15 protein-coding genes and 1 riboswitch are annotated in these 16,049 nt (G+C 64.8%); of the genes, 7 read left to right on the top strand and 8 right to left on the bottom strand.

Going from position 1 to position 16,049, the window contains the following annotated elements; translation table 11 throughout:
* Positions 1 to 30: 30 nt before the first annotated feature.
* From DKB74_RS13250 to putA, 3 genes are all read right to left on the bottom strand, one after another.
* The gene (locus DKB74_RS13250; RefSeq protein ID WP_109808624.1) at positions 31 to 864 is read right to left on the bottom strand and encodes an ABC transporter substrate-binding protein; all 834 of its coding nucleotides are present in this window, start codon (positions 862 to 864) and stop codon (positions 31 to 33) included.
* Positions 864 to 2,705, bottom strand: coding sequence for a TonB-dependent receptor plug domain-containing protein (locus DKB74_RS13245; RefSeq protein WP_109808623.1), 1,842 nt, complete (start codon positions 2,703 to 2,705; stop codon positions 864 to 866). The genes DKB74_RS13250 and DKB74_RS13245 overlap by 1 nt, the downstream gene beginning before the upstream one ends.
* A gap of 120 nt (positions 2,706 to 2,825) precedes the next feature.
* Positions 2,826 to 3,026, bottom strand: a riboswitch (cobalamin riboswitch).
* Positions 3,027 to 3,061: 35 nt separating this feature from the next.
* Positions 3,062 to 6,058, bottom strand: a complete 2,997-nt coding sequence (putA, locus tag DKB74_RS13240; protein WP_239987515.1) for a bifunctional proline dehydrogenase/L-glutamate gamma-semialdehyde dehydrogenase PutA — start codon at positions 6,056 to 6,058, stop codon at positions 3,062 to 3,064.
* Between the two features lie 134 nt (positions 6,059 to 6,192).
* On the opposite strand from putA, the gene DKB74_RS13235 reads away from it, so the two are divergent.
* The 3 genes from DKB74_RS13235 to DKB74_RS13225 all read left to right on the top strand — a co-directional run bounded on the left by DKB74_RS13235 (position 6,193) and on the right by DKB74_RS13225 (position 8,471).
* Positions 6,193 to 6,648: a MaoC family dehydratase gene (locus DKB74_RS13235; RefSeq protein WP_275658170.1), complete on the top strand. Its 456-nt coding sequence runs from the start codon at positions 6,193 to 6,195 to the stop codon at positions 6,646 to 6,648.
* Between the two features lie 132 nt (positions 6,649 to 6,780).
* Entirely contained in the window at positions 6,781 to 7,959 is a 1,179-nt protein-coding gene (locus DKB74_RS13230) for an acetyl-CoA C-acyltransferase (protein WP_109808620.1), read from the top strand.
* Positions 7,960 to 8,072: 113 nt separating this feature from the next.
* Entirely contained in the window at positions 8,073 to 8,471 is a 399-nt protein-coding gene (locus tag DKB74_RS13225) for a DUF805 domain-containing protein (protein WP_275658171.1), read from the top strand.
* Positions 8,472 to 8,507: 36 nt separating this feature from the next.
* Here the strand turns inward: DKB74_RS13225 and DKB74_RS13220 are convergent, their stop codons facing one another.
* Complete coding sequence (locus DKB74_RS13220; protein ID WP_145960998.1) at positions 8,508 to 8,912, bottom strand: hypothetical protein; 405 nt, start codon at positions 8,910 to 8,912, stop codon at positions 8,508 to 8,510.
* Positions 8,913 to 9,116: 204 nt separating this feature from the next.
* Here DKB74_RS13220 and DKB74_RS13215 point away from each other — a divergent pair, with 204 nt between their 5' ends.
* From DKB74_RS13215 to DKB74_RS13200, 4 genes are all read left to right on the top strand, one after another.
* A complete protein-coding gene (locus tag DKB74_RS13215) occupies positions 9,117 to 10,469 on the top strand; it encodes an MFS transporter (protein ID WP_109808617.1) in 1,353 nt (450 codons plus the stop codon).
* Between the two features lie 98 nt (positions 10,470 to 10,567).
* The gene (locus DKB74_RS13210; protein ID WP_109808616.1) at positions 10,568 to 11,047 is read left to right on the top strand and encodes a pyridoxamine 5'-phosphate oxidase family protein; all 480 of its coding nucleotides are present in this window, start codon (positions 10,568 to 10,570) and stop codon (positions 11,045 to 11,047) included.
* 151 nt (positions 11,048 to 11,198) lie between these two features.
* Positions 11,199 to 11,567 (top strand): YkvA family protein, encoded by a 369-nt coding sequence (locus DKB74_RS13205; protein ID WP_109808615.1) that lies wholly within the window; start codon positions 11,199 to 11,201, stop codon positions 11,565 to 11,567.
* Between the two features lie 33 nt (positions 11,568 to 11,600).
* Positions 11,601 to 12,539, top strand: a complete 939-nt coding sequence (locus DKB74_RS13200) for a glutaminase (protein WP_109808614.1) — start codon at positions 11,601 to 11,603, stop codon at positions 12,537 to 12,539.
* Between the two features lie 5 nt (positions 12,540 to 12,544).
* Here DKB74_RS13200 and DKB74_RS13195 read toward each other — a convergent pair whose 3' ends face one another.
* From DKB74_RS13195 to DKB74_RS13180, 4 genes are all read right to left on the bottom strand, one after another.
* A complete protein-coding gene (locus DKB74_RS13195) occupies positions 12,545 to 13,045 on the bottom strand; it encodes a hypothetical protein (protein WP_145960997.1) in 501 nt (166 codons plus the stop codon).
* 379 nt (positions 13,046 to 13,424) lie between these two features.
* Positions 13,425 to 13,979 carry a hypothetical protein gene (locus tag DKB74_RS13190; protein WP_109808612.1) on the bottom strand — a complete coding sequence of 185 codons (555 nt, stop codon included), beginning with the start codon at positions 13,977 to 13,979 and terminating at the stop codon, positions 13,425 to 13,427.
* Positions 13,976 to 14,554 (bottom strand): hypothetical protein, encoded by a 579-nt coding sequence (locus DKB74_RS13185; protein WP_109808611.1) that lies wholly within the window; start codon positions 14,552 to 14,554, stop codon positions 13,976 to 13,978. Before DKB74_RS13185 ends, DKB74_RS13190 begins: the two co-directional genes overlap by 4 nt.
* A 32-nt stretch (positions 14,555 to 14,586) precedes the next feature.
* Positions 14,587 to 15,927 (bottom strand): pentapeptide repeat-containing protein, encoded by a 1,341-nt coding sequence (locus DKB74_RS13180; protein WP_109808610.1) that lies wholly within the window; start codon positions 15,925 to 15,927, stop codon positions 14,587 to 14,589.
* Between the last annotated feature and the right edge of the window lie 122 nt (positions 15,928 to 16,049).

Genomic DNA, 16,049 nt, shown 5'->3' with positions numbered 1-16,049 from the left:
CGGAAAGCCCAGCGATCAGCACAGGCCGCTTCACTTCATGGCTCCGCGCACCTGTGCCAGTCGCGTCATCGCATCGGCGATCACCGGCCCACCGCAATTGACGAGGCGGCGCGGAAAATGCGCCTGCACCACACGCCCGTCCATGCGCGAGAGGACACGCGCACGCACCTGCGCCGCGCGCGAGGCGGCAGAGCGCCCCTGCGGATCGGGCACCAGCATCACGCGGGGCGGATCGGCGATGACATGTTCGGCGGGCAGATAGCCGGTATAATGGAGCCCGTAATCGGCGGCGGCATCGCGAAAACCGGCGCGGCCGAGCATTTCGTGCAGCAGCGTGCCGTCACCCGAAACCAGATTGCCGCCGATCCACAGCAGCGCGGGAACCGGCGGTGCCGATGTCGTCGCCAGTGCCACTGCGCGGTCGATCCGCCGCACCATCGCCTCGCCCGCCATGGGGGCGCCCACTGCCCGGGCGAGATCGCGCACCTGCGCCTCGCTGGCGGCGATGCTGGTCGGGGAATCGAGATAGAGGACGTTGAGCCCGGCGCGCGCATAGGCGGCGCGCGTCGAAGCGGAGGTAAAGCTGCTCGCGACGACAAGATCGGGCTGCATCGCGATCACATCCTCGGCGTCGCCGCGCGTCGTGCGGAACCGCGCGGCGACTTCGGGGGGAATCGAGCTGGCCATCGGATCGGCCGAATAATGGCTGATCGCGGCGATCCGCTGCGCCGGCACGAGCTGAACGAGCATCGCATCGGCGCAGGGATTGGTGGAAACGATGCCGCCGCCCTGTGGCATCGGCGCGGCGCTGCAACCCGCAAGGAGCAGCGCCGCAACCGGAATGGACAGGGCGGACAGCCGCATCAGTCGAGCCGCAACCGGACGCCGGCATAGGCGGCACGGCCATAGGTGCCGTATCCGCTGACCACTTCATACTGCGCGTCGGTCAGGTTATCGACCCGGCCATAGATGGCGATACGATCGGTCACGGGCATTTCCGCGCGGATACCGGCCAGCGCATAGCCGTCGAGCCGCGTGAAATTGCCCGCGTCGTTGAAGCTGTCGCCCACCATCGTCACCGTCCCGCCAAGCTTGAGGCCGAAGGGGCTCGTCCAGTCGGCCGAGACACTCGCCACATCGCGCGGACGTCTGGCGAGCTGATTCCCGACATAGCCGGGCGACCGGTTTTCGGTGTCGGTATAGGTATAATTGCCGGTGAGGGTCAGATTGTCGCTCGGCCGGAAGGCCAGTTCGACCTCGACTCCCTTGGCGCGGGTCCGTGCGATATTGGCATAGGTATAGGTCGCCGTGTCGAAATCGATCTGGTTCTTCGTCGTGCGATCGAACCAGGTCGCACCCAGCATGAGCCGACCGTCGACCAGCTGCTGACGGGCACCGACTTCCCAGCTGTCGGCGGTTTCGGGCACCAGCGTCGCCGTGCCGTAATAAGGGGCATAGAGCTGATAGAGAGTCGGCGCCTTGAACCCTTCGCCATAGCTGGCGTGGACGCGCGTACCGGTCGGCAGCGCATAGACGGCATTGACGCCCCAGGTCACATGGCTGCCGAACTGGCTGTGATCGTCGTTCCGCACACCCGCAGTTACTGCGAGGCCCTGAAGCGGCGTGACGATCGCTTCGCCATAGACGCTGGTGATGTTCGCGCGGGACACCGTGCTGCCGTCATAGAAACGCTGATTGTCCTGATCGGCGCCGATCACCAGCCGCGCCATCGGCGCGCCGATCTGGCCCTGATAGGCATAATGTTCGCTGCGCCCGCGATAGAGATAGAGCGGCGCGGCGGCGATCGTCGGATCGTAATTGTCGCGATTGATATCGGCGATCGAAAAGCTCAGCCGGTGCGAGGTCGGACCGAAATCGCCGAACAGGCCGGCATAGCCATAGAGTTCCTGCGCAGTGGAATATTCCGACGTGTCGGCAAAGGCATAGGTGGGCGCCGGAAAGCCATCGAGATCGAGCTTGCTGTCCGCCCAATAGCCGCGCAGTTCGGCACGCAAATTGGTCGACAGCCGCGCCTTGATCCGGCCGCTGGCGCCATATTGGCGATAGCCGTCGGCTTCGGTGCCGCTTGCCGCCTGCGAAATGCCGTCGGTCCGGAAATAGCTGCCAGTCAGCGCGCCCTGCACGGCATCGCCGCCGCCCATCAGCGTGGCATTGGCCGACACCTGATCGGCATAGCCATATTCGGCATTGGCGCGGGCATGGATACCCTCGGTCGGGCTTTCGGTAACGACATTGACGACGCCGCCGATCGCCGAGCTGCCCCAGGCGACGCTGTTCGGGCCGCGCAGCACTTCGACACGCTCGACCGGGCCGGTCAGCAGATTGCCGAAGTCATAGGCGCCACCCGGCGAAGAGGGGTCGTTGACGCGCACGCCATCGATCAGCACCAGCGTCTGCGTATCTTCGGCGCCGCGAATGCGAACCGCGGTCAGACCGCCCGGCCCACCATTGCGCGTCACGCTGACGCCCGGCGTGGTCGCGAGCAGATCGGACAGCGACACGCTCTGCCGCGTGTCGATCGTGTCGCGGTCGAGCACCGTGACCGAACGCCCGGCTTCGCTCGCCAGCTGTTCGACGCCGGTCGCCACGACGATCACATCGTCATCATCGGCGCTCTGCGCAAAGGCCTGGGTCGCGGGCAGCAGCGCCAGCGATGCGGACAGGAACAGGGGAAATTTCTTCATCAACAAGACACCTCGAAATATCGAGTCGCCTTGCACCCTCACGGCATCGGCGACTCCAGTCTGGCGTCGCTCGCTCGAGGGTTTCCGCCTCGTTCGCCCGGTACACCCCGCCCGCGCAAAGGAATTCGACCGTGGCGGGCAGGTCTCCTGGCTCCCGGGTCGTCGCTGGCGGCGCCGCCTTCCCGAAGCATGCGCTTCAGTGGCAAATGGCGCCGGGCTGGCCGGTTACAGTTGCGGGGGCAGCGCCGGCATGGTGAGGTTTCCCCACGCACCGAACTTCCCTTTTGATCCCTCTCGGGAACCCGTCACGGCCGCGCCTGTAGCCGGGCGCGACCGCGACGGCAACTCCTGTGGCGTTACGCGCCCTCGTCCATGTTGAGCAGCGAGGCATTGCCGCCCGCGCTGGTCGTATCGACGGAGATGGCGCGTTCGGCACAAAAACGCGGCAGATAATTGGGGCCGCCCGCCTTGGGACCGGTCCCCGACAGCCCTTCGCCGCCAAAGGGCTGCGATCCGACGATCGCACCGACCATGTTGCGGTTGACATAGAGATTGCCGATCCGCGCCAGATCCTCGGCAATCTCCGCCGAGCGCGCGATGCGGCTGTGCAACCCCATGGTCAGGCCATATTTCTTGGCATTCACCCGCTCGATCGTCTCGGCGAGCTTGCCCGCCTTCCACGTCGCGACGTGCAGGATCGGGCCGAACCATTCCTTGTCGAGATCGTCGACCGAATCGAGCCCGATCATCGTCGGCGGCACGAACAGCCCCTCATCGGGAACATGGGTGGTCGCCAGCCAGCGCGGGCGCATCGTTTCGCGATAGGCCATCAGCCGGTCATAGGCGGCGCGGTCGATCACCGGCCCCACATCGGTCGCCGGATCGCCCGGATCGCCGATGATCAGCGTCGCCATGGCGCCCGCGATCATTTCCTCAATCCCCTCGGCAACATCCTCCTGGATCAGCAGCAGGCGGAGCGCCGAGCAACGCTGCCCCGCGGATTTGAACGCCGACGTGATGACATCGGCGACCACCTGCTCCGGCAGCGCCGTCGAATCGACGATCATCGCATTGATGCCGCCGGTTTCGGCGATGAACGGAATGATCGGCCGGTCTTCATCGACCAGCAGCGTATGCGCGATCCGCTTTGCCGTGGCAGTCGATCCGGTGAAGGCGACCCCCGCGATGCGGCTGTCGGACACGAGTTCGGCACCGACATCGGCGCCGCCGGTGACCAGGATCATCGCATCCTGCGGCACGCCCGCCTGATGCGCCAGTTCGACAACGCGACGGGCGATGCCGGGCGTTTGCGGCGCGGGCTTGGCGACGACGGTGTTGCCGGTCACCAGCGCGGCGGCATTCTGACCCACGAAGATCGCGAGCGGGAAATTCCACGGCGCCACCGTGGCCCAGGTGCCGCGCCCTTCCATCTTGAGCTCGTTGCGCTCCCCGGTCGGCCCGGGCAGCGTGCGCGGAACCAGATCGGTGCGCGCCTGATAGGCATAATAGCGGCAGAAATCGGCCGCCTCGCGCACTTCGGCCAGCGCGTCGGGAATCGATTTGAACGCTTCCTTGACGCACAGCGCCATCAGCTCGATCCGGTTTTCCTCCAGCAGATCGGCGAAGCGTTCGAGCACCGCCGCGCGATCATGGATCGGCGTGCGTTCCCAGTCGCGATAGGCGCCCTGCGCGCGCGTGATCGCCGCATGGACATCGTCATCGGGGGTCCGTGCCGCTTCGATCGCCTTGCGCGCGCGGCCGCTGGGATGCAGCGGATCGGCATGGACCGCGTCGGTCCCTTCGGGTTCGAACGGCACCGCTTCGATATCGGCAGCGGTCCTGAGCAGGATCGGACGGTCTTTCAGGTCGATACCCTGGCTGTTGCGCCAATGGACCATCATGTCGACCGGCAGCGGAATGCCCGGATGGCGCGTCCGCCCGACCGATTCGATATGATCGACCGGATCGGCGAGCAATTCCTCTTCGGACAGACTGTCATCGCCCAGCTGGTGCACGAAGCTGGTATTCGCGCCGTTTTCGAGCAGGCGGCGGACGAGATAGGCGAGCAGATCCTTATGCCCGCCGACCGGCGCATAGATGCGGCAGGCATAGCCGCGTTCGCGCACCAGCCGCTCATACAGGCCTTCGCCCATGCCATGGAGCCGCTGAAATTCGAAATCGCGGCGTTCGCCCGCCCATTCGAGAATGGTCGCGACGGTCAGCGCATTATGGCTGGCGAAAGCGGGGCGGATATGATTCGCCTCGAGCATTTCGCGCACGCAGGCGAGATAGCAGACATCGGTCGCCGCCTTGCGCGTATAGACCGGATAGCCGCTCAGCCCCTCGATCTGGGCCTTCTTGATCTCGGTATCCCAATAGGCGCCCTTCACCAGCCGGACATTGATCGGACGGCCGAGCGAATCCGCCCATTTGATCACTGCCGGGGCGCGCTTGCCATAGGCCTGCACCGCCATGCCGAAGCCTTCCCAGTCGCGCAGTTCCGAACGCTTCGCCACTGCCTCGATAATGTCGAGGCTCATGTCGAGACGTTCGTCCTCTTCGGCGTCGACGGTCAGCGAAATGCCGCGATCGGCGGCCTGCTGGCACAGCTGGGCGAGCATATCGGTGAGTTCGGGGACGCACCGTTCATATTGCGGCACTTCATAGCGCGGATGGAGCGCGGAGAGCTTTACCGAGATCGAATGCCCGGCCTTTGCGTCCTTGCCCACGGCGTCGATCGCCTTGCGATAGGCGACATAATAGCGTTCGGCGTCCTTTTGCGTACGCGCCGCTTCGCCGAGCATGTCGAAGCTGGCGACGAAGCCCTTATTCTCGGGCTTCTTCATCCGCTTGATCGCTTCGTCGATCGTCCGGCCCATGACGAACACCTCGCCCATCAGCCGCATCGCCGCCCCGACCGCCTGACGCACAAAGGGTTCGCCGGCGCGCGAGAGCAAGCGGCGCAGCGGGCCGCCATCGCCCTCACCCACCAGCGCGCGGCCCATGACGAGCCCCCAGGTAGCCGAATTGACCATTTTCGAGCTGGATTTGCCGCTATGCGAGCGCCAGTCGGCCTCGCCAAGCTTGTCCGAAATCAGCAGATCGGCGGTTTCGGGATCGGGCACGCGCAGAAATGCCTCGGCAAGGCTGAGCAGGGCGATGCCTTCGGACGTGTTGAGGCGATATTGCTGAAGAAACTGATTCACCCATCCGCGATGCTGGGCCTCACGCAGGTCGGCGAGCAATCCGGCGGCATATCCCAGCGCGCGCGATCGTTCTTGCGAATCGAGTCGCGCACGCGCGACAAGCGGCTTTAGAACATCGGGTTCGGCGGCGCGATGCAAGGATATCATGGATTTCCGGGCAGCCGACGTAGCGTCCATAGTGATTTTCCATCATTGAGTTGGTTGTGGGCTTGCGGGACTCGGACCCGGGCCTCTATCTGGCATCCGCGCCTAGGCGAAAGGCAATGGAGGGAAAAGGGCCAGTGGAGACCGTAACGATCGATGAATTGGTCCAACGCGTGGGCACGCCGAGTGTTTCCGAATGGATTACTGTTACGCAGGAAATGATCGACAAGTTCGCCGATGCCACCGGCGATCACCAGTTCATTCATGTCGATCCCGCGGCCGCGGCGATGACTCCGTTCGGGGGCACCATCGCACATGGTTTCCTTACGCTGTCGCTGATGCCGATGCTGGGCACGCTGGCCGATGAGCCGACGATCGAAGGCCTGAAGATGGGCGTGAATTACGGCGGCAACAAAGTCCGTTTCCTGACGCCGGTACGTTCGGGCAAGCGCGTGCGCGCCCGCTTTACCACCATCAAGCTGACCGAGCGCAAGCCGGGCGTGTGGGAACGCGTGACCGAATATGTGCTCGAAATCGAAGGCGAGGAAAAACCGGCGCTGATCGCGGAGTGGATCGCGCTGTTATACGTCTGATCTGAAAGCCGCCTTCGTTCGTGCGAAGGCGAATGGAGCCCCCGGCTCCGGCCCGCTGCTTCGCTCGCGCAGGCGAGCCTAAACCTTAAAACCTCCTCCCCGGCGGAGGAGGCACCAGGAAAGGAAAATACCATGCGTTCCGCAGTCATCGTTTCCACCGCCCGCACGCCGATCGGTCGCGCCTATCGCGGCGCTTTCAACGCATTGCTCGGCCCGTCGCTGGGCGCACATTCGATCAAGGCCGCCGTCGAGCGCGCCGGGATCGAACCGGGCGAAGTCGAGGATCTCGTCTGGGGATCGGCGCTGCAGCAGGGCAGCCAGAGCCCGAATATCGCGCGGCTGGCGCTGTTGCGCGCGGGCCTGCCGATCACGGTGCCGGGCATGTCGATGGACCGCCAGTGCGCGTCGGGCCTGATGGCGATCGCCACCGCCGCCAAGCAAGTGATGATCGACAATATGGATATCGCCATCGGCGGCGGTCAGGAATCGATCTCGACCGTACAGACGCCGCAGATGCGCGTGCAGGCCGATCCCGATCTGATCGCGATGCATGACGACACGTACATGCCGATGCTGCAGACCGCCGAAGTGGTTGCCGCGCGCTATGGCATCAGCCGCGAGCGGATGGACGAATACGGTCTGCGGTCGCAGCAGCGCACCGCCGCCGCGCAGGACGCGGGCAAGTTCGACGACGAGATCGTTCCGGTAACTGCAGTGATGAACGTCACCAACAAGGAGACGAAGGAAGTCACGCAGAAGGAAGTGATGCTGTCCAAGGACGAAGGCAATCGTCCCGAAACCACGCTGGAAGGGCTGCAGTCGCTGCAGCCGGTGGTGGGGCCGCAGGGCACGATCACCGCAGGCAATGCCAGCCAGTTGTCGGACGGTTCGTCGGCCAGCGTCATCATGGAAGAAAAGGTCGCCGAAAAGCGCGGCCTGACGCCGCTCGGCCGCTATGTCGGCATGGCGGTTGCGGGCACCAAGCCCGATGAAATGGGCATCGGCCCGGTCTTCGCGATCCCGAAGCTGCTCGAAAAGTTCAACCTGAAGATGGACGATATCGGCCTGTGGGAGCTCAATGAAGCGTTCGCGGTGCAGGTGCTCTATTGCCAGGACAAGCTGGGCATTCCCGATGAGCTGCTCAACGTCAATGGCGGCTCGATTTCGATCGGCCACCCCTATGGCATGACCGGGGCGCGCTGCACCGGCCACGCGCTGATCGAAGGCAAGCGTCGCGGCGCGAAGTACGTCGTCGTGACGATGTGCATCGGTGGCGGCATGGGTGCCGCCGGCCTGTTCGAAGTCCTGTAATCGACCCGATTATTGACGGGAGGCTGTCGGCAAGGCAGCCTCCCGTTTGATGTTGAAGGGATTGCGTATCCTCGGCGAGGGCCTGGCCCTTGGCCTGCGCCCCTATCCGGGACGTGTTGTTGTTTCGCGGCCGTGCGACGCGAAGCGAGACGTTTCTTTTCCTGTGGCTGGCAGGAATGATCGGTTCGGCGATTGCGATGCTGGCGGCGCGGCTTGGCCTGACAATCAGTGTGGCCGAAGCCCATGCGCTCGCGGCGTTGCCGATCATGACACTTTCCGCGCGCCGCCTTCACGATATCGGATTGCCCGGCTGGCCCGGACCGCTGATTGCGGCAACGGTCATGATCATACGCATCAGCTACGACAGCCCCTTGCAAGTGCCTGTCGCGGCAGAGGCGGCACGGTGGCTGAGCCTGATCGCCCTTTTCGCCATCATTTTCTGGCCGCCCGCACCGGGCGAAAACCGCTATGGGACCGACCCGCGCCTTGTGCCGGAGGGCGCGGCGCACTGATCGCGCGGACTGGCACGATCAGCGCATCGCGCCCGTTCAGAAACCGAAGCGCAGCCCCGCCGCGAAATAATCCTCGCCGATATTGCCCTTGAGCTTGAGCAGCGGCGCAATCGGCACTTCGACCGTGCCATAGAAATCGAGGTCCGAACCCAGCCGCGCGCCGGCGCCCAGCGCGAACGTGTCCGCGACGGTCGCCTTTGCCTCGGCACGGGCATAAAGGTCGATATCGACATCGTCGGCGCCGTCATGGACGAAGCCGCCACCGCCCAGACTGAAGTTCAAAAGGCCCGGCACCAGCGGCGCATCATAGGCAAGGCCGATTTCACCGCCCCAGTCGCCATCCATTTTCGCGACATTGCCTTCCGCTGCGACCTGTGCCGCAGCCGGCACGGCGATCCCCATCGCCAGCGTTGCAAAGCCGAAGGCCAATAGCCGTTTCATTCCACACTCCCGAACAAGCCGCATCGATGCGCGGCGCAACCATCGCTACCCGATCGGGATTCGCACGGCCACCGGCTGAACCGAGCCATGGCACGGGCGACCCTGAAACCGACTCGACTGGCCGCATTTGCCGCTCTGCGCCGGCTTTCGCGCGCCGCCAGCGCCCATTGACTCCGCCCGGGCCGCAGTGCAGCGAGCGCGGCGATGCCATCCCCCGCGATCGAGACTGAGGGCCTGCCGCTTCCCCGGCGGATCTGGGCCATTCTCGCCATATCCTTCGGCACCGCGCTGTTCATGATCGACGGCACGATCGCCAATGTCGCCCTGCCCACGATCGCCGACGATCTGGGCATCGGCGAAGGCGCGGTGGTGTCGGTCGTCACGCTGTATCAGCTGGTTCTGGTGATGTGCCTGTTGCCGTTCGGCGGACTGGGCGAGCAATTCGGGCTGCGCCGCGTCTATCAGACCGGGCAGGCAGTGTTCGCGCTGGCATCCGCCGCGACCTTCCTCGTTCACAGCTTTCCGATGCTGCTGGTCGTGCGCGGGTTTCAGGCGCTGGGCGCGGCGATGGCGCTGAGCGTCGCCACGGCGATGCTGCGCTTCATCTATCCGTCGAAATCGCTGGGCGGAGGCCTGGGCATCAACAGCGTCGTCGCGGCATCGTCCGCCGCGCTGGCTCCGACGCTGGGCGGTTTTCTGGTCCAGCATTTCGACTGGCGCTGGGTGTTCGTGGCGCCCGTACCCTTCGCCTTGCTGTCGCTAGCGATCGGCAGGGCCTTGCCGCATCCCGAACGGGCGAGCGGGCGGTACGACTGGAAGAGCGGGCTGTGGAGCGCCGCGACCTTCGGCGGGATCATCGGCGGGCTCGACATCGCGATCCACGGATCGGTGGCACTGGGCGTTCCGATAGGCGTCGCGGGGCTGATTTCGGGCCTGTTGTTCGTGCGCAGCCAATCGGTTCGCGAGCGACCGATCTTCCCCGTCGACCTGCTGCGCAACCGGACCATCGGGCTGGCAACGATCGGCGCGATCTTCGCCTTCATGGCATCGGCGGCAATGCTGGTCCTGCTGCCCTTCCGGCTTCAGCGCGGCATGGGATATTCGCCCGACGAAGTGGGCTTGTTGATCCTGCCATTTCCGCTGACCATGCTGGTGGTATCGCCGACCGCGGGCTGGTTGTCCGACCGGTTCAAATCCTCGATCCTGGGCATGATCGGCATGTGCTTTGCGGCGAGCGGCATGATCCTGATGATGCTTGCCCCGGCCGATGTGGCGCCGATGGATTTTGCGTGGCGGCTCAGCCTGACTGCCGTGGGCTTCGGCATGTTCTATTCGCCCAATGCGCGGATGATCTTCAATTCCGCGCCGATGGCACGCACCGCCGCGGCAAGCAGCATGATCGCAACGGCGCGCCTGCTGGGCCAGACGATGGGCGCGTCGCTGGTCGGCATCCTGCTGGCCGCCGGACTGGGGCTCGGTGCGGTTCCGTTGATGGTGGGTGCGGGGCTGGCCGTGGGCGCGGGGTTGGTGACGCTCGCGCGCTATCGCACCGATTGAACCGCTATCCCCTGTTGAACGGCAATCCCTTGGAGAATCAATGGAAAGAGTCGCGCTCCGCTTCGTTGGACAGCTGCACACCAGTTGAGGAGTATGTGATGTCCGACAAGAAGAGCGCCGACGAAATTCGCAAGCATATGTGGAAGAAGCTGGCCGGCGACCGGTTCGTGATGGCGGGCCTGATCGGCAGCAGCGAACATAGCGAACCGATGACCGCGATCGTCGACAAGAACGCCGACAGCGAATTCTGGTTCTACACATCCAAAACCAATCGCCTTGCCCCCGGCGGGCCCGCGATGGTCCAATATGTGTCAGAAGACCATAAGCTGTTCGCCTGTATCAAGGGGAATATCGTCGAGGAGACCGACGAAGCGGTGAAGGACAAATATTGGTCCAACATGGTCGAAGCCTGGTTCGAGGGCGGCCGCAACGATCCCAGTCTGATGATGCTGCGGTTCGAACTGGAGGACGCCGAAATCTGGGAAGGCGACCAGACGATCACCGGTTATTTCAAGATGCTGACCGGCAGGACGATCAAGCCCGAGGAAGCAGGGCGCCACGTCGAAACCGCGCTCTGATCGCGGTCCGGCGACGATCTGGCCCGCAGGACAGGCTTGCGGGCCATTGACGTTGCGCGGGCAGCCCCCCCCCCCGCCCCCGCCGGGCGGGAAAGCGCGTCCGCGCGATTACCCGCTTGACCCCTGCCCCGGCGCGCGCGATGCCCGCGCCATGGGGCCATCGCTCGTCCATCGTATCCGCGTCGAAGCGCATGCCGTCTGGCTGGCGGTGCGCGATCCGCGCACGCCGCTGACCGCCAAGCTGTTCGGTCTGGTGATCGCCGCCTATGCGCTGTCGCCGATCGATCTGGTGCCCGATTTCATTCCGATCCTGGGTCTGGTCGACGACATGATCCTGATCCCGCTGGGCGTGTGGCTGTTCGAAAAGATGGTGCCGGATGCGCTGCTGGCCGAATATCGCGCCAAGGCGGAAAAGGAATCGCGATTGCCGATCGCATGGGGCGGCATCGTCATCGTGCTGCTGCTCTGGGCCTTGCTGATCTGGCTGGTCTGGTCGCTCGCCGTGATGATCTACGATTAGGAAAGCGCGCTGTCTGCGTCCTATCATGCTGTCATGGCCGATCTTGCCGCGATCATAGACGATATCGCCGCCGAAATGGCGGATGCGCCGGACCGGGGGACGGTCGCAAGCTATATCCCGCCGCTGGCAGCGGTCGATCCGCGCCGCTTCGGCATCGCGGTGGTGACGGCCGATGGCCGCGAATGCATCGCGGGCGATGGCGACATGGCCTTTTCGATCCAGTCGGTGTCGAAGGTGTTCGCGCTGACGCTGGCGCTGGGCGCGGTCGGCGATCAATTGTGGCGCCGCGTCGGCGTCGAACCGTCGGGCAGCGCGTTCAATTCGGTCGTCCAGCTCGAAAGCGAGCATGGCATCCCGCGCAATCCCTTCATCAACGCAGGCGCGATCGTCGTCACCGACATATTGCTGGGCCATCACGAACCGCGCGAGGCGATCGGCGAAATGCTGCGGTTCGTGCGGATGCTGGCGGGGGACGACGCGATTTACATCGACGAAGCCGTTGCACGGGCCGAGCAGGACACCGGGTTTCGCAACATGGCGCTTGCCAATTACATGCGCAGTTTCGGCAATCTGGATCAGGCCGCCGAGCGCGTGCTGGGCGTCTATTTCCACCATTGCGCGCTGGCGATGAGCTGTCGCCAGCTCGCGCGCGCGGGCCGGTTTCTGATGGCGGGCGGGCGCAATCCCGATACCGGGCATAATATCGTGTCGGCACGGCGCGCGCGACGCATCAACGCGCTGATGCTGACCTGCGGCCATTATGACGGATCGGGCGAATTCGCGTTTCGCGTCGGCATGGCGGGCAAATCGGGCGTGGGCGGCGGGATATTGGCAGTGGTGCCGGGGATCGCGAGCATCGCGGTCTGGTCGCCGGGGCTCAACGAACGCGGCAATTCGCAACTGGGCACGCTGGCGCTCGAACGGCTGGTGCAGCGGACCGGCTGGTCGATCTTCGATCCAAGGGTGTTTTGAGGCGGTCAGTACACCACGACGCTCGGCTCCCGATATGGCTCAGATGCCTGAAACGTCATGGTTGCGCCGGCTGCGCTGCTCTTTTTCTCGAAAACGCGCGCCTTGGACGCATAGGTAACCGACAGGTTTCGTCTGCCCGACCATCCGATACCGATCCATACCGCGTTCAAAGGGTTACCCATCGTCGCCTTGCCGTGATCGGAATCGATGATGAGGACGGTGGTCGCGTCGGCAAGCTGACTGTTCGGCTTGCCAACCGCGACATGCGTCGCAAAGCCGGTGGTGGCGCCGCAATTGCGAACATAGCCCCAGGCGATCATGCCGCTTTCCGGATCGACGGTCTTTTCAAACACCGTGTCCCCGCAATCGCCGGTGATGTTGCATCCCGACAGGGCCACAACCAGCGAAAGTGCCGCCAGAATTCGTGTTTCTGCCATTCCGGGAAATATCATCAGCCTGCTCCCCAAAATGAAAGAGGCTGCCGAGCCCCCGATGGGGCCCGGCAACCTCCGACATGGTCAGCGGCCGGAAGCTCCAGCCCGGGAGACCATGCGGGCCGCGCGCCTGCGGCATCGAAGCGTTGGTTGGGGGAGAATACCCCCCGCTTCGAACCCGATGGATGTCGACCCATCGGATTTTGCCATCAGGCAGTTAGCGGCGCGTCTCCCGAACGAACGGAACCGACCTCACTGCTGAACCATGAGACATCGGATCACCTCCTTTCGCTAGTTGGAACACTGCGTGCCGTTGGGCACGTGCAAAGGATTGAATCAAGGCGAGTCGCAGAACAAGTCTTGTATTTTCCCGGGATTTGAACGAATCTGGAGTTCTGCGCTGCGATATCGCGGGCGCGTCCTTCCAGAATCTGGCACTTTTCCGGGGGTTTCAGCGCGTCCGGCAGCCGTTCAGCGCGCGCTGGATCGCCGGATCGTCGGGCATCACCAGCAATTTGCCGTCATCGATCGCGACGCCGAAACGCGAGCCATGGTCGTCGACCACTTCGCGGATGAAATCGGACCCGGCGGGCAGCGTCGCTTCCACCTCGGGCGTTTCGCCATGGGTGTCGCGCGCGGCGAGCGTGATCGATCCGCGATCGGACACCAGCCGCATCGTGCCCGCGCCCGACGATATCGATCCGGCGCGGACGAAACGCACCTGTCCGGTCTGGCGGTCGCAATGGATGATGAAGCGCGCCTCGCTGGCCGGCGGGCCGAATGCGGCGGCGGCCTCGCCCCCCATTTCCTGATAGTGCCAGCTGCCAAGGCCGAGCGGCGCGCCCCGGAATTCAGGCGCGCTTGCCGTGCGCATGGGGGCGCCGCCGCCGACCGATCCATCGACAGGGCCGCTGTTATTGTCCGTCGCAGGCGGCGATCCGCCGCACCCGCTCAACAACGCCCCCGCCAGCAAGCCCGCAAGGGCGGCAGGGGCGCCGCGCGTCATTTGCGGCAATCCTCGATCACGCGAAGCGTTTCGGGCCAGGCGGGGATCACCAGCGGCTGCAGCCCGCCCCCTTCCAGGATGAATCGCCCGCGGCTGAAGCCCATCGCATCGAGCAGCGGATCGCGCGGATCGAGCGCGGCGGCGATATAGGGCTGTCCCCCGCCCACCGGCTGCATCGACAGCTGGCGCAACATGGTCGAGGCGCGCACCGTCATCGCCAGCGGACCTGCGGGCGCCACCGCCATCTTGCGCGACAGGAATATCTGACCCGCCGAAAGATCGCAGCGCAGCGTGAGATCGGCGTCGATCCCCGGTTGACCGAACAGCGCGATGCTGCCGCGCCCATCCTGGCGATAGACCCAGTCGCCTGGCGTCACCGCCCAGTCGCGCCAGTCGCCCGTCGGCATCTGAACCACCGGAGTCGGCGTGGGCGTGGGCGTGGGAACGGGCGTCGGCACCGGAATCGGATCGGCAGGCGCAGGAATGATCCGCGCGCCCGAACATGCGGCGAGGCTGCCGATGGTCAGAGCAAGGACAGCAGCGGCAAGCGCGGCGGCGGGCGTGGGTCGTCGCATGGGGGAGCTTATGCGCGATTAGCGACGGGGGCTCAACCGGGGATGTGGGGGGCGGCAGAAGGTGTGTCGTCGGGTGGGAGATCGGTTGGGTCGCCACGGTTGTCGACGAAGATCGCGCCACGGTCGCTCCATTCGCGGCGCGCGGCGTTGCGCTGAAATTCCGTGATTTCATCCCAATTCTCGGCGAGGCGCGTGTCGGCATCGAACCGCGCGCGTTCGAGATGCGCCCCGCGCAGGTTCGCGCCTTCGAGACGCGCCTCGATCAGGGTCGCGCCTTCGAGATGCGCCTCGAACAGGTGCGCGCCTTCGAGATGCGCCCCGAACAGGTCCGCGCCTTCGAGATGCGCCTCGATCAGGTTAGCGCCTTCGAGATGCGCCTCGATCAGGTTAGCGCCTTCGAGATGCGCCTCGAACAGGTCCGCGCCTTCGAGATGCGCCTCGAACAGGTCCGCGCCTTCGAGATGCGCCCCGCTCAGGTCCGCGCCAACAAAAGCGCTTCCTTTCAGCCTGCGCCGCGCCAGCAACGCTGTGGAGGGGAGTTCAATCCAGTCGTACCGGCGCCCATTGAGCGGATAGCCGACGCCGCTCTGATCGAATCCTGTCCCAAAGATACTTTCGGCTTCGTCGCGGAGGATGCCGAGACGTTCGCGACCCACCGGCGTGAGCTGCTTCTTCGCTTCGGCGACCAGCTTTCTGATTTCCGTCACGCGCTCCGACACTGGGGGATTCCCCGCCAGAAGGGCTTCGATTTCCTCAAGATGACCGATCCGTTCCATTGCAGCGGCATGGCCGGCAAGCAGCAACTCGAATGCCGGGCGCCGAAAATCCTCCCCATATGCACCGCTCAGGAAGCCGCGAAGCTGGTGCAGCGCGGCGATCTGGAGCTGCTCACGCGCTTCGGCGGGCAGCGTTTCCGGAAGGGCGCCTGACGCGCGCAACTGAACCTCCTGAAATTCCTTGAGGTTGGTATCCTTGCGCCGATTGTCATATTCGTCGCGGCTTACCGCAATCTGGGCGCGGACATTGCTGTCACGCCAGTGCCAGAGCAGATAGAGGACGGGCAGCCCCAGCAGGACCAGCACCGCCTGCACCCGATCCTTCCATTGCGGAGCGTCTGCTTCGTCAGGGAAGAATATCGGGCCGAAAAAGGCGCCGCCGGCAATCCATTTCCAACCGCTGCGGATGGTGTCGAACCCCGCGAGCAATTCCAGCGCGCGGATCGCCAATAACGTCGCCAGCACGACGCAGAGCAGCTTTAGCGCGCGATGGCGTCGCTGTGGATCAATGCGCTTGCGCACCCAGTCGCGGGTCGAAGCCGCACGGTTTCGCACTGCCAGCAATGCCCGCCCGATGCCGCCGGTTTCGCTCGCCATCCCGCCCCCGTTCCGTTAATGTGGCGTAATCGCCACCCTGTATCGGAACACCAGTCTTGTAGCACGGCGGATGCCGGAACAAGTCCGGCATGACGAAATAAGCGGGGTCGGCGCGATTTACT

Source organism: Stakelama portus, assembly GCF_003171655.1.
Taxonomy (GTDB): Bacteria; Pseudomonadota; Alphaproteobacteria; order Sphingomonadales; family Sphingomonadaceae; genus Sphingomonas; species Sphingomonas portus.
This window is presented reverse-complemented; position numbering and strand designations above follow the sequence as displayed.

Bases quoted from the DNA above. Each gene is read 5' to 3' on its own strand.
- DKB74_RS13220 (WP_145960998.1), bottom strand. From the start codon at position 8,912: ATGAAACGGCTATTGGCCTTCGGCTTTGCAACGCTGGCGATGGGGATC.
- DKB74_RS13215 (WP_109808617.1), top strand. From the start codon at position 9,117: ATGCCATCCCCCGCGATCGAGACTGAGGGCCTGCCGCTTCCCCGGCGG.
- DKB74_RS13180 (WP_109808610.1), bottom strand. From the start codon at position 15,927: ATGGCGAGCGAAACCGGCGGCATCGGGCGGGCATTGCTGGCAGTGCGA.
- DKB74_RS13230 (WP_109808620.1), top strand. From the start codon at position 6,781: ATGCGTTCCGCAGTCATCGTTTCCACCGCCCGCACGCCGATCGGTCGC.
- putA (WP_239987515.1), bottom strand. From the start codon at position 6,058: ATGATATCCTTGCATCGCGCCGCCGAACCCGATGTTCTAAAGCCGCTT.
- DKB74_RS13190 (WP_109808612.1), bottom strand. From the start codon at position 13,979: ATGACGCGCGGCGCCCCTGCCGCCCTTGCGGGCTTGCTGGCGGGGGCG.
- DKB74_RS13200 (WP_109808614.1), top strand. From the start codon at position 11,601: ATGGCCGATCTTGCCGCGATCATAGACGATATCGCCGCCGAAATGGCG.
- DKB74_RS13245 (WP_109808623.1), bottom strand. From the start codon at position 2,705: ATGAAGAAATTTCCCCTGTTCCTGTCCGCATCGCTGGCGCTGCTGCCC.
- DKB74_RS13250 (WP_109808624.1), bottom strand. From the start codon at position 864: ATGCGGCTGTCCGCCCTGTCCATTCCGGTTGCGGCGCTGCTCCTTGCG.
- DKB74_RS13205 (WP_109808615.1), top strand. From the start codon at position 11,199: ATGGGGCCATCGCTCGTCCATCGTATCCGCGTCGAAGCGCATGCCGTC.
- DKB74_RS13185 (WP_109808611.1), bottom strand. From the start codon at position 14,554: ATGCGACGACCCACGCCCGCCGCCGCGCTTGCCGCTGCTGTCCTTGCT.
- DKB74_RS13210 (WP_109808616.1), top strand. From the start codon at position 10,568: ATGTCCGACAAGAAGAGCGCCGACGAAATTCGCAAGCATATGTGGAAG.